Raw genomic sequence first — 14,282 nt, 5'->3', positions numbered from 1 at the left:
GGCCGGATCGGATAGTGCAAATCTATCAATATAATTAAAACAATCCACTTTACCTATTAAGCGCTGTCTGACATACTGACTCCACTTTCCAACCACTCAGAAAGAGGACTCAGTAAATGCCGATCATCAATAGTCAAGTCAAACCGTTCAAGGCACAGGCTTATCACAACGGCGATTTCGTGACCGTCACTGAAGAAAGCCTGAAGGGCAAGTGGTCGGTTTTCGTTTTCTATCCGGCCGACTTCACGTTCGTTTGCCCGACCGAACTGGGTGACCTGGCCGATCGCTACGCCGATTTCCAGAAGCTCGGCGTTGAAATCTACAGCGTGTCGACCGACACGCACTTCACGCACAAGGCCTGGCACGACACGTCGGACACGATCCAGAAGATCAAGTACCCGATGATCGCTGACCCGACCCTCGCGATCTCGCGCAATTTCGACGTGCTGATCGAAGAAGAAGGTCTGGCGCTGCGCGGCACGTTCGTGATCAACCCGGAAGGCGAGATCAAGCTGTGCGAAGTGCACGACAACGGCATCGGCCGTGACGCTGGCGAACTGCTGCGCAAGGTGCAAGCTGCGCAATACATCGCAGCACATCCGGGTGAAGTCTGCCCCGCCAAGTGGACGCCGGGCGCTGAAACGCTGACCCCGTCGCTCGACCTGATCGGCAAGATCTAAGGTTCAGCAGCTTCAAAGCCTCAGGCAGTACTAGCGCCTTAGCGGCGCATCGGCGTGCGGGCCGCTTCATACAGCGGTTCGCGCGTCCCCGGTTCGCCTGTGTCCGATCGGACCCGGGCGGGGCCGGGAACCCAACACCCCATCGTCACGGAATCGAATAGCCATGCTTGATGCCAATCTCAAGACTCAGTTGAAAACGTACCTCGAAAAGGTTAGCAGGCCTATCGAGATCGTCGCCTCGCTCGACGACAGCGCGAAATCGCAAGAGCTGCTGGCATTGCTGAACGATATCGCGACGTTGTCGGAACGTGTCACCGTGATCGAACGTCGCGGCGACAGCGAACGCAAGCCGTCGTTTTCGATCGGCGAGCCCGGCAAGGACATCGGCATCCGCTTCGCCGGCATTCCGATGGGGCATGAATTCACGTCGCTTGTCCTTGCATTGCTGCAGGTCGGCGGCCATCCGGTCAAACTCGACGACGCGGTGATCGAACAGATCCGCAGTCTCGACGGCGACTACCAGTTCGAAACGTATTTCTCGCTGTCGTGCCAGAACTGCCCGGAAGTCGTGCAGGCGCTGAACGTCATGGCGCTCATCAACCCGCGCATTCGCCACGTGGCGATCGACGGCGCGCTGTTCCAGAACGAAGTCGACGCACGCCAGATCATGGCCGTGCCGACGATGTTTCTCAATGGCGAAGTATTCGGCCAGGGTCGTAGCGGCGTGAAGGAAATCCTCGCGAAGCTCGATACCAACGCCGGTGCACGTGCCGCGAAGGAACTTGAAAATAAGCCGGTGTTCGACACGCTGATCGTCGGCGGCGGTCCCGCTGGCGCGGCTGCCGCGATCTATTCGGCGCGCAAGGGAATTGCGACCGGCGTTGTCGCGGAACGCTTCGGCGGTCAGGTACTCGACACGCTGGCGATCGAGAATTTCGTCTCGGTCACGGAAACCGAAGGGCCGAAGTTCGCTACGGCGCTCGAACAGCACGTGAAGACCTATGAAGTCGACATCATGGACGTGCAGCGCGCCGAAGCGCTGATTCCCGGCCGCATCAACGAAGTGCGCCTCGCAAACGGCGCGGTGCTGAAGGCCAAGACGATCATTCTCGCCACGGGCGCCCGCTGGCGCGAGATCAACGTGCCGGGCGAGCGCGAGTACCGCAATCATGGAGTGGCGTATTGCCCGCACTGCGACGGTCCGCTCTTCAAGGGCAAGCGCGTCGCGGTGATCGGTGGCGGCAACTCGGGTGTGGAAGCGGCAATCGACCTCGCGGGTATCGTGCGTGAAGTCACGCTGTTCGAATTCGGCGCGACGCTGCGTGCCGATGAAGTGCTGCAGCGCAAGTTGCGCAGCCTCGCTAACGTGACCATCGTCACGCAGGCGCAGACTACCGAAATCACCGGCGACGGCAAGAAGGTCAACGGTCTCGTCTACAAGGACCTGCGTTCGGGCGAAGCGAAGAACGTCGACCTGGAAGGCGTATTCGTGCAGATCGGTCTGGTGCCGAACACCGAGTGGCTGAAGGGCACGGTGGAGTTGTCGAAGCACGGCGAGATTGTCGTCGACGCACGCGGTGCGACGTCGGTGCCGGGCGTGTTCGCGGCCGGCGACGTGACCACGGTGCCGTTCAAGCAGATCGTGATTGCAGTCGGCGAGGGCGCGAAAGCATCGCTCTCCGCGTTCGACCACCTGATCCGTAACAGCGAGGAAACGGAAACCGTTAGCGAAGTCGAAGCCGAAGCTGCGGTTTGACGATAAGACTTAGCTGGTAATGAAAGACGGCGGCCCGCGGGCCGCCGTTTTTATTTGTGGACGCGGATGTGTACTGGACATCCCGCCAGACTGCGCTGACGGCCGGCGCCAACGCGCAAAAAAAGCCGCCCGGTTGTGAAACCGGGCGGCTCTTGCTCAAGCGTAAGCCTGTGAAGACGAACGGCTTAGGCCCACAAGTCCGACACTTCGTTATCGCGCAGGTCGAACACCAGGACTTCTGCGTCGCGGCCATGGGCGAAAGTCAGTGCTTCTTCGCCGCGCACACGGGCGCCGTCGCCTTCGCCGAGTTCCACGCCGTTCACAGTGACGCTGCCGCGCGCTACATGCACGTATGCATAACGGTTGCTCGGCAGTTGCAGCTGCGCCGTTTCGTCGCCGTCGAAGAGTCCGGCATAAACGCGTGCGTCCTGCTGCAATACCAGCGAACCGTTCGCGCCGTCGGGCGACAGAACGAGGCGCAGCACACCGCGCTTGTCGTCCGCGCTGCAGTGCTGCTGCTGATAGCGTGGCTCGGTGCCCTTTTTCGCCGGCGCTATCCAGATCTGCAGAAAGTGCACTGGCTCGCTCTTCGAATGGTTGTATTCGCTGTGCGCCACGCCGGTTCCTGCGCTCATCAACTGGACGTCGCCGGGCACGATCACCGAGCCGGTTCCCATGGTGTCCTTATGCTCGAGCGCGCCTTCCAGCACGTACGAGAAAATTTCCATATCGCGATGCGGGTGCTTGCCGAAGCCTTGAGCCGGCGCGACACGGTCGTCGTTGATCACGAGCAGATCGGAGAAGCCGTTCTGCTTCGGATCGTGATAGTTCGCGAACGAAAACGTATGACGCGAGCTGAGCCAGCCGTGTTCCGCGCGGCCGCGTTGATTGGCGTGTCTGATTTCAAGCATCTCTTTTCTCCTGTCGACCAGAGTTGCGCGACGCGCATGTTCTGGGTCCATGCAACTTTCGTTGCGGGCGATCCGGGCGACTGCTTGTCCGTGATCCATGAACGACAGTTTAGGTCAACTTGAACGGCTTTAATCGAGCTAGAATCAGAAACACCGTCTCATATAAGTGGACAATACCAATGCAACTCGATGACATGCGGATCTTCGTCGCTGCGGTCGACGCTCATAACTTCACCGCTGCGGCCAAGCGCCTCTCGCTATCGAAGCAGTTCGTCAGCCGGCGGGTCATGGCGCTCGAAGAAGCGCTCGGCGTGCCGCTGCTCGTCCGCAACACGCGCAAGCTGGCCGTGACGGAACTCGGGCAGGAGTTCTACGAACGCGCCAAACGCATTCTGGGCGAGGTGGAAGAAGCGGAGCAGGCCATGTCGCTGCGGCGAGCCGGGCCGCGTGGGCTGCTCAGGGTGAGCGCGCCGATGTCGTTCGGCATGATGCATCTGTCGCCGCTCGTCGCCGACTTCCTGCGCGAGCATGGCGACGTGCGCTTCGACATGGAGTTGAGCGACCGCACCGTCGACGTGGTCGGCGAGGGCTTCGACATGGCGGTGCGAATCGGCGTGCTGCCTGACTCCACGCTCATCGCGCAAAAACTGGTGGATGTGAATCTCGTCGCGTGTTGCAGCCCGGGCTATCTGCGCCGTCGCGGCGCGCCCGCTACGCCTGCCGACCTCGCGCGCCATTCCTGTCTGCTGTACGGACACGGCGGCGTGGTGACGTGGGATTTTGCAGTAGACGGCGCGTTGAAGGGCTTTGAAGTACACGGGCCGCTGCGCGCCAACAATGGCGACCTGATCCGCGATGCCGCGGTGGCCGGCCTCGGAATAGTTCGGCTTCCTGATTTTATCGTCGCCGACGCGCTGCGAAGCGGCCAGCTCGTCACCGTGCTCGATGACTTCCTGCCGAGCGCGACGGGTGTTTATGCCGTCTACCCGCAGCATCGGCAAAGCTCGCTGACCATTCGTGCTTTCGTCGACTTTTTGCACCAACATCTGAAAAAGCGTCTCGCAGCGTAGCGACCGGTGGCAACGGCCCGACGTTCGAAAACGGATACGGGCCGCTGCATGGTCTTGCGATGATCAGCCGTCGCGGAAGATAAAGCTATAGCCGTTCAGGGCAGGCACGCCGCCGAGATGCGCATAGAGCACGCGCGAGCCCTCGGGAAATTCGCCGTTGCGAACCATGTCGATCATTCCGTGCATCGACTTGCCTTCGTACACCGGGTCGGTGAGCACGCCTTCGAGGCGGGCGCATAGGCGGATCGCCTCTAGCGTGCCGTCGTTCGGCAGGCCGTATTCGGGGCCGCCGAAGCGTTCGTCGAGCACGACGTCCTTAGCCGTGATATCTCGTCCGAGGCCCACTTTTTCTGCGGTGCGACTCGCGATTCGCGTGATCTGCTCGCGGGTCTGCGCCGGTTTCGCCGACGCGTCGATGCCGATCACGCGATCTGCGCGGCCGTCGGCGGCGAAACCCACCACCATGCCTGCCTGCGTGCTGCCCGTCACCGAGCACACCACGATGTAGTCGAACTTGAAGCCGAGTTCCGCCTCCTGCTGGCGCACTTCTTCGGCGAAACCGACAAAGCCGAGACCGCCCAGCGGATGGTCGGAGCAGCCTGCCGGAATCGCGTATGGCTTGCCGCCGGCGGCGCGCACGCTTTCGAGCGCGTCTTCCCAGCTCTTACGAAAGCCAATGTCGAAGCCGTCCGGCACGAGGCGCACGTCCGCGCCGAGAATGCGCGACATCTGGATGTTGCCGACGCGGTCGTACACGGCGTCCCAATAGTTGACCCAGTTTTCCTGCACGAGTACGCACTTCATGCCGAGATGCGCGGCCACTGCCGCGACCTGGCGCGTCTGGTTCGACTGGATGCCGCCGATCGACACGAGCGTATCGCAGCCTTGCGCGAGTGCTTCGGGAATCAGGTATTCGAGCTTGCGCGTCTTGTTGCCGCCGAACGCGAAGCCGCTGTTGCAGTCCTCGCGCTTGGCATACAGATGCACCTTGCCGCCCAGATGATCGCTCAGCCGCTTGAGCGGCTGGATGGGTGTTGGCCCGAAGGTGAGCGGATAGCGGGGAAATCGTTGCAAGTTCATGGTATCTCCGGTGTCGGTCGGTTCGTCGCGGTGAATGGCAGCCGCGTTCAACACATGGTAGAAAAAAGGCCGGGAAATGAGCTTGCGAAGAAAATCGCTCGTGCAAAATTTTGGTAATGCGACAATGAAATAGACCTATCAAAATTGTGCACGGAACCAGATGGACAAAACTAAAGTTCGCGGCATTGCCGCAACCCGCGTCGCGGCAAGCGCCGAGGCCGATCCGCTGCAATCGCTAGATCGCATCGACCGGGCGATCCTGCGTCAATTGCAAACGGACGCGTCGATTTCGAACGTCGCGCTGGCTGCGAAGGTGAAACTGAGCGCGCCGGCTTGCTTGCGGCGAGTCGAGCGGCTCAAGGAATCGGGGTTGATTCGCGGCGTTGTCGCGTTGATCGACCCGAAGGCAGCGGGCGCAGGCATGCTCGTCATCATCGGCGTGGTGCTCGATCGCTCAACGCCCGAATCGTTCGCCGAGTTCGAGAAAGCCGCGCAGAAGGTGGCCGGTTGCATGGAGTGCCACGTCGTGACCGGCGAATTCGATTACTTCATGACGATTCGCACGCGCGACAGCGACAGCTTCAACCGTCTTCACGCGGAACAACTGCTTTATTTGCCGGGCGTGCGGCAGATTCGCTCGTTTATGGTGCTCAAGGAGATCTTGTCGACCACCCGATTCCCGCTCTGACGCCCGTGGTCATCAGGTATGAAGCCGCAAACGGGCGCATGCTGTCCGGGTGCATGCTGTCGGGGTGCGTGTCATTAACGCCCCGCATGCGCGACTAACACTGTGGACACTTGGGTCATACGCAATCTGCGTTGGCAAGAGTGAGCCGCGTGCCTTTGCGAAGGCGGAATCAGGACAGGACATCATGAACATGGACAAACATATCGACCGCAAGAGCGTCCGCTCGCGCGCGGCCAGGCTTTCACTTTCGGTTGGCTTCGGCGCACTCGCGCTGCTGCTCGCGCAACGAATAGCGTTTTCATCCGAGGGCGCGGTGGCGATCGCGCCCCCCGCGCTCGATGAGCCGGTCGCCGCGGCCACGGCTCACGAAGAAACCGCGGTGTTCGCAGGCGGCTGCTTCTGGGGCGTGCAGGGCGTATTCCAGCATGTGCGGGGTGTGAAGCAGGCCGTGTCGGGCTATTCGGGCGGCCAGCGCGACACCGCCAACTATGAAACGGTCAGCGGCGGCGCGACCGGGCACGCGGAATCCGTGCAGGTCACGTTCGACCCCACTCAGGTCACCTACGGCCAGTTGTTGCAGGTCTATTTCTCGGTGATTCACGACCCGACGCAACTCGATCGCCAGGGGCCCGACAGCGGCACGCAGTACCGGTCAGCGGTGTTTCCGCTGAACGACATGCAGCGGCGCGTCGCACAGGGCTACATTGCGCAACTTCAGAAGGCACATGCATTCGCAGCGCCAATCGTGACGAAGGCGGAGCCGTTCAAAGGCTTCTACCCTGCGGAGTTCTATCACCAGAACTATCTGACGCAGCATCCGAACTCGGGGTACATCGCGCTATACGACATGCCGAAGGTGGCCAATCTGAAACGTATGTTCCCCAATCTGTATCGCGACACGCCAGTGCTGGTTCAGGCAGCGCAATAGAAACGCCGGCAACGCTGAGGTCGTGACTGTTTCCGCGTGCAGGAGCGCCGCCGCCGAGGCGGCGCTTTTTTGTTGATAGCCTTTCTGCTGGCGATCGCCGCTCGCGGTCGGCGGCCATCAACCGTGACCCGTCAAACATCATCTCTAAGGCAATGGAGGCATGCTTCAATCGCTTGGGCCCACATCTTGCACTAGCTCGTCCGTCGGCAAAACTTTCGCATGGTCTGTTATGACGAATACGTGGGCGGGAAGCTTGTTCCTCCTATCGGCAGACCTTCAATGTGCCAGTTTTGCCGTGCAATGCGTGTCGGTTGCTGAAAAACTTACATGCTGCGCGTTTGCAACGCGGCGGTCGGCTGGGCTCTTGCGCTGCGCGGGTGAGCCGGGCCGAGAAAGATAAACCCTCTTCGCGATACGCGAGATTGGAGGCTTTGGTGTTGAACAGCCGTAGAAAGCGGATCGGCAAGGTCCGCAATAAACAAACAGGCATCGCGGCTACTTCCATGGTGGCCATGACCATAGGCGGCTTTGCCGCGCTACCGGGAATCGCGTCTGCGCAGACGCCTTCGCCGTTGGGCGAGTGGCAATACTCGGTCGGTATTCCGCTGCAAAAGATGTGGCAGCCGAACATTCCCGACTGGCAGGTGCGCGTTGGCGCCGCTACGTCTTTCCAGCCGCGCTACGAAGGCTCGGAGCGGTATCACCTGATGGCGGGTCCCAGCATCGACGTCCGCTATAAAGACCTGTTCTTCCTGTCGAGCGGCGAAGGTTTCGGGGCGAACTTCGCACAAGGCGAGAACTGGCGTGCAAGCCTCGCCGTGGTGTACGACCTCGGTCGTCGCGCCCACGACGATCCGCAGGAACTGAACGGTCTCGGCAACATCAATCCGGCGCCGGGTTTAAAGCTCTCGGGCGAATACGTTGTATCGAGAGACTTTCCGCTCGTGCTGCGCGCAGCCGTGCGCCGCTATTTCGGCGGCTCGAACGGGTGGATCGGCGATCTCGGTGCGTATATGCCAATGCCGGGCAGTTCGAAGAAATTCTTCTGGTTCGCCGGCCCCAACGTGACGCTCGCGGACTCCACTTATATGAACAGCTGGTTCGGCGTGAACCAGAACCAGGCCGCCCATTCCAACTTCCCGCAGTACCACGCGAGTGCGGGTTTCAAGTCGGTCGGCTTCGGCGTTAGTGCTGTATGGCTATTCGACAAGCACTGGTTCGCTACGGCCGACGGCGCGTTCCAGCAACTCGTCGGCAGTGCCGGGAATAGTCCGATCACGCACCGAAAGGGCAATGGCGTTGCGGACGTTTCGATCAACTACCGGTTCTGAGCGAAGCGCAACCGCGGCGGTTGCGCAACCGTCACGATTACGGATTCACGCGCGTGCCCTGCAGCCGATGCGTGTTTTTGGACGCAGCAGCGGCGGACGCTGCCGCTGCCGATACGCCCGCGGGACCCGCTGGAATATCGCTTGGGCGTGAAGTGCCCGCGGCTTGCGGGTAAAGCGCGAGCAATGTGCGCAACACGCCGTTTGTCCAGCCGAAGCCGTCCTGCAACGGATACTCACCGCCGCCCGCCGACACACCGGGCGACGCTGCATCAACATCGTACTTTTCGACGAGCTTACCCGTGTGCTGATAGTACGAGACGTTGGTTCTGATCCAGCGCGTCGCGATGGTTTGCGCCAGCGTCGGCTCGCTGTAACGACGCAGCCCGATCACCGCGAGGTATTGCAACGGCGCCCAGCCATTTGGCGCATCCCATTGCTGGCCGGTCGCGACCTTGGTGATTGCGAGGCCGCCGGGGCGCAGCAGTTCGCGTTGCAACGTCGCGGCGACGGCCTTCGCCTGCTGACGGCTTGCAATCCCCGTATACAACGGATAAACAGTGGCCGCGGTCAGCCTGTGCGTGAGCGTGCGATGTACGAAGTCGTAGTCGCCGAATGCCTGCAATTGCGGGTCCCACAGCACGCGTCGAATCGTGTCGGCGCGTGTGGCGGCGCGCTGCGACATGTTCTCTGCATGCGTGACGTCGCCGCGCACGCGGTACGCCTTCGCGAGTGCGCGTTCGAGATCGACGATCAGGCAATTCAGATCGATTGGCGCGAGCGACGTCACGTCGACCGTGGCAAGCGTCTTGCCGTCGGCAAACCAGCGCGAACTGAAATCCCACCCCGTTTCGCCGCCTGCGCGCAGATTGCGCCACAGATCGTCCGGATTGCGTTGCGGCGTTTGCTGCGAGGTCGCAATGTCTTCGCGATACGACTCGTCGCGCGGCGCCGCGCGTTCGTCCCAGTAGCGGTTGAGGAGCGAGCCGTCCGCAAGGCGCACCACATGCCGGTTTGCGTGACCCGCGGGCAGCCCCTCGCTACCGTCCATCCAGTAAGCGTATTCGCGTTGCAGTTCCGGCAGGTATTGCGCGTAGACGGCGTCGCCGTCCTTCTCGGCCACGAGCCGCACCATCTGCGCGAAGAACGGCGGTTGCGAGCGGCTCAGGTAGTAAGTGCGGTTGCCGTTCGGTATGTGGCCATAGCGATTCATCAGCGTCGCAAAGTTCTTCAGTTCGTCGACGACCCACGCATGGTGTCCGCTTGCTTCCAGACCCAGCATGATGAAGTACGAGTCCCAGTAGTAGATCTCGTCGAAGCGGTCGCCCGGCACGACGTAGGCATCGGGCAGCGGCAGCAGCGACGACCATGGGCTCGCCGCGGCATCCGGCTCACGGCGCAGCACGTTCCACAGCGTATCGATATGACTCACTACGTCCTCGTTCGGATCGGACACATAGCTCTTCGACATACGAACGGGCAGCGTGAAATTGCGCTTCACGAAGTCGCCGAGGTTGAAGCCCGGTTGCTGCCTGGCGGTTTCATACGCCGCGGCAATCTGCGCAGGCGGCGCGAGCGGCACCATGTCGGCGAAGGTCTTGCTGTCGGGAAAGAGGTGAGCCAGTTGCACGTCCCGATAGAGATCGGGGTATTGCTCGGAGGGCGGCACCGGCACCACGGGCGACGCCTGCACGGGGGGCTCGACATGCAGTGCGACACGCGTGATGCCGCTTGCTCGCGGCGATGCATCCGCAGCCGGGACCGCAACCGCGAGCGACGCATGCAGCATGAGCGCGGCGGCGAGTGTGGCGACATGCGCGGCGACATGCGCGGCCACATGCGCGTTCACACGCGTGGCACCAGGCAAGGCACCAGGCGAGGCGACATGGAGGGCGCCCAGCGCGCGACGCAAACGGAGACGGGCAACAGCGGCGAAAGCGTGAACTGTCATCGGCAGGAGAAAGGACGTCGAAGCATGAATGGGTCAAAGAGGGACATGGTTCGCATCATTGACCGCGCGCGCCCCGGCAAAGTTGCGTGTATCTGCACGGCCTTGTCCAGCAAGGCCGAGCGCGGTGGCGCACGCAAAATGCAAAGCCCGTCCTGTATGATTATGCGGCTGTGTAAGAACCCGAAAACGCCACGCGGAAACCCGAAAAATATTCCGGATCGCAATGATCCGTTTTGCTGAATATAGAAAAAATGACCGCATCTCAGGTTGTCGACGAACGTTACTTTCGCGGCATCGTCCGCCGCAACATCGCCTTACCTCTCTTTGTCGGCCTGATCACGATAGCCGTGTTCGTCGGGCTCATCGGGTATCTGGTTTCCACCACGAATTGGGCCGAGCACTCCGAGCGCGTGGTTGGCAAGGCCAACGAAATGTTGCGGCTCGCAGTCGATCGCGAATCGTCGATGCGCGGTTTTCTGATCACCGGTGACGAGAGTTTTCTCGCGCAGTACGAAAACGGCGGACCGCAGTTCAAGGCGCAAATGGAAGACCTGCAGCGCCTCGTGGCCGATAATCCGCCGCAAGTCGAGAAGCTCAGGCAGATTCAGGCGATCCAGGACCGCTGGACTCGCTTCGCCGAAAGCATGATCGATGCGCGCCGCAGAATGCAGGACGTTACCAGTGCCGTGGCGAGCGGCCGCGGCAAGATGGAATTCGACGAGACTCGAAAAGAGTTCGGCGATTTCCTCCAAGTCGAATTGCGCTTGCGTCAGGAGCGCAGCGAGGCATCGCGCCGCGTCACCGGAATATTGGTCAGCGTGTTCCTGATCTTCAGCATCGGCGTGAACGGTCTGCTTGCATGGATGGGCCGACGCGAACTGCTCAACCTGGCGGGGATCTACGACAAAGCGATACGTCAGCAAGCTGAACAGACGGAAGTGCTGGAAAAACAGGTGTGGTTGCGCTCCGGTCAACGCATGCTGGCCGAGAGAGTGGTTGGCGCGGCCACGCCCCACCTCGTCGGCCGCGCGATGCTCGACTGCCTTGCGCAGTACATGGAGGCTGCCGTCGGCGCCATTTATGTGCGCGACAAGCGGCACGGCACATTGCGCCGCATTGCGACTTACGGGTTCAGCCGCGAGAGCGAGCAGGCCACCGGGCGCGATCTCAGCGAGGCCGACACGCTGGTCGGCGAGGCAGCACTTTCGCGCCGTATGGTCGTGATGCGCGACGTGCCGGAGAACTACGTGCAAGTAGTTTCCGCAACCGGCAAAGCTGCGCCGAAGAACCTGATCATCATGCCGATCAGGAGCGAAGGGGAAGTCAACGGCGTCGTGGAACTGGCCTTTATCCGCGCACTCGCGCCGCGTGACGAAGAGTTCATCGAACTCGTCAGCGACAGCATGGGCGATTTCATCGAAGCGGCGCTGTATCGCGAGCGACTGCAAGATGCGCTGATCGAAACGCAGCAGTTGAACGAGGAGCTTCAGGTTCAGCAGGAGGAATTGCGCGTTTCGAACGAAGGGCTCGAAGAGCGCGGCCGCGCGCTGCTCGAATCGCAAACGCGCCTGGAAGCGCAGCAGGCCGAACTCGAACAGACCAACGTGCAACTCGAAGAGTATGCGCAGCGCCTCGAGCGGCAGAAAGCCGATCTGCTTCGCGCGCAGGACGACCTTGCGGCGAACGCCGAGCGCCTCGAGCAATCGAGCCGCTACAAGTCCGAGTTCCTGGCCAACATGTCGCATGAGTTGCGCACGCCGCTGAACAGTTCGCTGATTCTCGCGAAGCTGCTGCAACAGAACCGCAGCGGCAATCTGACCGAGGAGCAGGTGCGCTATGCGGAAACCATCCACGCATCCAATAGCGACCTGCTGGTTCTTATCAACGACATTCTCGATCTGTCGAAGGTCGAGGCGGGGCAGGTGACTGTCGAACTCGAAACCGTGTCGCTCGACGCAACGCTGCAATCGCTCGAAGAGATGTTCAAGCCGATGGCGGATGCAAAGCACCTGAGCCTCGCGTTCGACCGCTTGCCGGGTGTGCCGGATACGTTCATCGGCGACGGCCAGCGTGTCACGCAGATACTGCGCAATCTGCTATCCAACGCTGTGAAGTTCACGCAGCGCGGCGAAGTTGCGCTATCGGTCGCGCCTGCGGACGGCGCCATGCTGCGCATCGATGTGCGCGATTCCGGCATCGGCATCGCGGCCGACAAGCTGGAGATGATCTTCGAAGCGTTCCAGCAGGCTGACGGATCCACCAGTCGTCAGTACGGCGGCAGCGGACTCGGCCTGTCCATTTCGCGGGAATTTGCGCGCCTGATGGGCGGCCGGATCACCGTTGTCAGCGAAGTGGGCAAGGGCAGTGTCTTCACGCTGTGGTTGCCGCTCGACGCGCGCGCAGCGCTGGCAGCCGACGGCGAGAACACAGCCGCGGCTGGTACGGCTATGGCAACCGCCACGGCGCAGGCTCGGGCGGCAGGCAACGCTGAGAGCGCCGGTGATACGCGAAGCGAGCCGCTGCTTTCTCCTACTTCATGGAGCGGCGCTGCGTCGACAGTCATCACGCCGGCCAACGGATTGATGACGGAAGCGCGCCACAACGGAGCAAGCGTGGCGTATGTGGGCGATGCGGGGAGTGCGCCGGATATGGCCGAGGCGTCGATCGCCGACGACCGCAACAACCGCACGCGTGCCGGCCGTCTGATCGTCGCGGTGGAAGACGACCTCGCGTTCGCCGAAATCCTTCGCGATCTCGTGCATGAACTCGACTTCGACTTCGTGCATGCGAGCAGCGCGGCGAGCGGTCTCGCTCTCGTCCGCGACATGCGCCCTGCGGCGGTGCTGCTCGACGTGGGCTTGCCGGATCGTTCGGGCCTCACCGTGCTCGAATGGCTGAAGAACGATCCGCTCACGCGTCATATTCCAATCCATATCGTGTCTGCCACCGACCACGCGGACAAGGCGCTGCATCTCGGCGCAATCGGCTATACGCTCAAGCCTACCGCGCGCTCCACGATGGAAGCCGCGATCCGCCGGCTCGAAGCGCGCTTGCAGCAGCACCTCAAACGCGTACTGGTGATCGAAGACGACGCAGCGATGCGCGAAAGCATCAGCGCGTTGCTTCAAAGCGAAAACACTGAGATCGTGGCGGTCGCTACGTTGGCGGAAGCGTTGGAACACATCGAAAATTTCTCGTTCGATTGCGTGGTCACCGATCTCGCGCTGCCCGACGGCACCGGCTACGATCTGTTGGAACGCCTCGCAGGAAACGCCGAGCATGCGTCATTGCCGGTGATCGTCTACACGGGGCGCATGCTCTCCGATGAAGATGAACACCGACTGCGCCGTTATTCGAAATCCATCATTATCAAAGGTGCAAAGTCGCCTGAGCGCCTGCTCGACGAAGTGACGCTGTTCCTGCACAGCGTGGAGTCGTCGCTCGCGCCGGAACAGCAGCGCATGTTGCGCACCGTGCGGCAACGCGACAACGCCTTCGAGGGCCGCACGATCCTGCTCGCCGAAGACGACGTGCGTAATATCTTCGCGCTCTCGCATGTGATTGAACCGCTCGGTGCGAAATTGCAGATTGCGCGTAATGGCCGCGAAGCGCTCGAAGCGCTGGAAAGCGGCCCCGAAGTGCATCTCATACTGATGGACATCATGATGCCGGAGATGGACGGTTTAACCGCAATGGGCGAGATTCGGCGCAATCCGCGCTTTGCACATCTGCCGATCATCGCGTTGACGGCAAAGGCAATGGCGAACGATCGCCTGCGTTGTCTCGAAGCAGGCGCCGACGATTACGTGTCCAAGCCGATCGACGTGGACAAGCTCGTTGCGCTCTGCCGTGTCTGGCTGCGCCAACGGTAGCGGCAAACAGGCTGAGAC

Annotated in this window: 11 protein-coding genes; 8 read left to right on the top strand and 3 right to left on the bottom strand. The window is 61.6% G+C overall.

The features are described from left to right. The first annotated feature begins 116 nt into the window (after positions 1 to 116). Complete coding sequence (gene ahpC / locus OH764_RS24880) at positions 117 to 680, top strand: alkyl hydroperoxide reductase subunit C (RefSeq protein ID WP_020067922.1); 564 nt, start codon at positions 117 to 119, stop codon at positions 678 to 680. A gap of 163 nt (positions 681 to 843) precedes the next feature. Further along, positions 844 to 2,436, top strand: a complete 1,593-nt coding sequence (gene ahpF / locus OH764_RS24875) for an alkyl hydroperoxide reductase subunit F (RefSeq protein WP_498848867.1) — start codon at positions 844 to 846, stop codon at positions 2,434 to 2,436. A gap of 185 nt (positions 2,437 to 2,621) precedes the next feature. Here ahpF and OH764_RS24870 read toward each other — a convergent pair whose 3' ends face one another. Continuing rightward, positions 2,622 to 3,347, bottom strand: a complete 726-nt coding sequence (locus OH764_RS24870; RefSeq protein WP_498848866.1) for a pirin family protein — start codon at positions 3,345 to 3,347, stop codon at positions 2,622 to 2,624. A gap of 179 nt (positions 3,348 to 3,526) precedes the next feature. On the opposite strand from OH764_RS24870, the gene OH764_RS24865 reads away from it, so the two are divergent. Further along, the gene (locus tag OH764_RS24865) at positions 3,527 to 4,417 is read left to right on the top strand and encodes a LysR family transcriptional regulator (protein WP_498848865.1); all 891 of its coding nucleotides are present in this window, start codon (positions 3,527 to 3,529) and stop codon (positions 4,415 to 4,417) included. Between the two features lie 63 nt (positions 4,418 to 4,480). Here the strand turns inward: OH764_RS24865 and OH764_RS24860 are convergent, their stop codons facing one another. Further along, the gene (locus OH764_RS24860) at positions 4,481 to 5,497 is read right to left on the bottom strand and encodes an aminocyclopropane-1-carboxylate deaminase (RefSeq protein ID WP_498848864.1); all 1,017 of its coding nucleotides are present in this window, start codon (positions 5,495 to 5,497) and stop codon (positions 4,481 to 4,483) included. A 160-nt stretch (positions 5,498 to 5,657) separates the two neighbouring features. On the opposite strand from OH764_RS24860, the gene OH764_RS24855 reads away from it, so the two are divergent. The 3 genes from OH764_RS24855 to OH764_RS24845 all read left to right on the top strand — a co-directional run bounded on the left by OH764_RS24855 (position 5,658) and on the right by OH764_RS24845 (position 8,444). Next, positions 5,658 to 6,185, top strand: a complete 528-nt coding sequence (locus tag OH764_RS24855) for an Lrp/AsnC family transcriptional regulator (protein WP_498848863.1) — start codon at positions 5,658 to 5,660, stop codon at positions 6,183 to 6,185. 184 nt (positions 6,186 to 6,369) lie between these two features. Further along, complete coding sequence (msrA, locus tag OH764_RS24850) at positions 6,370 to 7,113, top strand: peptide-methionine (S)-S-oxide reductase (protein WP_498848862.1); 744 nt, start codon at positions 6,370 to 6,372, stop codon at positions 7,111 to 7,113. 434 nt (positions 7,114 to 7,547) lie between these two features. Next, the gene (locus tag OH764_RS24845; RefSeq protein WP_498848861.1) at positions 7,548 to 8,444 is read left to right on the top strand and encodes a MipA/OmpV family protein; all 897 of its coding nucleotides are present in this window, start codon (positions 7,548 to 7,550) and stop codon (positions 8,442 to 8,444) included. Positions 8,445 to 8,481: 37 nt separating this feature from the next. Here the strand turns inward: OH764_RS24845 and treF are convergent, their stop codons facing one another. Then, positions 8,482 to 10,392, bottom strand: coding sequence for an alpha,alpha-trehalase TreF (treF, locus tag OH764_RS24840; protein ID WP_498851237.1), 1,911 nt, complete (start codon positions 10,390 to 10,392; stop codon positions 8,482 to 8,484). Here treF and OH764_RS24835 point away from each other — a divergent pair. Both OH764_RS24835 and OH764_RS24830 read left to right on the top strand, forming a co-directional pair. Further along, the gene (locus OH764_RS24835; protein ID WP_498851349.1) at positions 10,327 to 10,632 is read left to right on the top strand and encodes a hypothetical protein; all 306 of its coding nucleotides are present in this window, start codon (positions 10,327 to 10,329) and stop codon (positions 10,630 to 10,632) included. The genes treF and OH764_RS24835 overlap by 66 nt on opposite strands. An 11-nt stretch (positions 10,633 to 10,643) precedes the next feature. Next, positions 10,644 to 14,264, top strand: a complete 3,621-nt coding sequence (locus OH764_RS24830; RefSeq protein WP_498851236.1) for a response regulator — start codon at positions 10,644 to 10,646, stop codon at positions 14,262 to 14,264. Positions 14,265 to 14,282 lie beyond the last annotated feature (18 nt).

This window comes from Burkholderia sp. M6-3 (genome assembly GCF_050858985.1).
Lineage (GTDB): Bacteria > Pseudomonadota > Gammaproteobacteria > Burkholderiales > Burkholderiaceae > Paraburkholderia > Paraburkholderia caledonica.
The sequence above is the reverse complement of the archived record's forward strand: the minus strand, read 5'-3'. Positions and strand labels throughout refer to the sequence as shown.

Excerpts from the sequence above, each read along its gene's own strand:
- msrA (WP_498848862.1), top strand. The coding sequence starts at position 6,370 with ATGAACATGGACAAACATATCGACCGCAAGAGCGTCCGCTCGCGCGCG.
- treF (WP_498851237.1), bottom strand. The coding sequence starts at position 10,392 with ATGACAGTTCACGCTTTCGCCGCTGTTGCCCGTCTCCGTTTGCGTCGC.
- OH764_RS24865 (WP_498848865.1), top strand. The coding sequence starts at position 3,527 with ATGCAACTCGATGACATGCGGATCTTCGTCGCTGCGGTCGACGCTCAT.
- OH764_RS24830 (WP_498851236.1), top strand. The coding sequence starts at position 10,644 with ATGACCGCATCTCAGGTTGTCGACGAACGTTACTTTCGCGGCATCGTC.
- OH764_RS24855 (WP_498848863.1), top strand. The coding sequence starts at position 5,658 with ATGGACAAAACTAAAGTTCGCGGCATTGCCGCAACCCGCGTCGCGGCA.
- ahpF (WP_498848867.1), top strand. The coding sequence starts at position 844 with ATGCTTGATGCCAATCTCAAGACTCAGTTGAAAACGTACCTCGAAAAG.
- OH764_RS24870 (WP_498848866.1), bottom strand. The coding sequence starts at position 3,347 with ATGCTTGAAATCAGACACGCCAATCAACGCGGCCGCGCGGAACACGGC.
- ahpC (WP_020067922.1), top strand. The coding sequence starts at position 117 with ATGCCGATCATCAATAGTCAAGTCAAACCGTTCAAGGCACAGGCTTAT.
- OH764_RS24835 (WP_498851349.1), top strand. The coding sequence starts at position 10,327 with ATGGAGGGCGCCCAGCGCGCGACGCAAACGGAGACGGGCAACAGCGGC.
- OH764_RS24860 (WP_498848864.1), bottom strand. The coding sequence starts at position 5,497 with ATGAACTTGCAACGATTTCCCCGCTATCCGCTCACCTTCGGGCCAACA.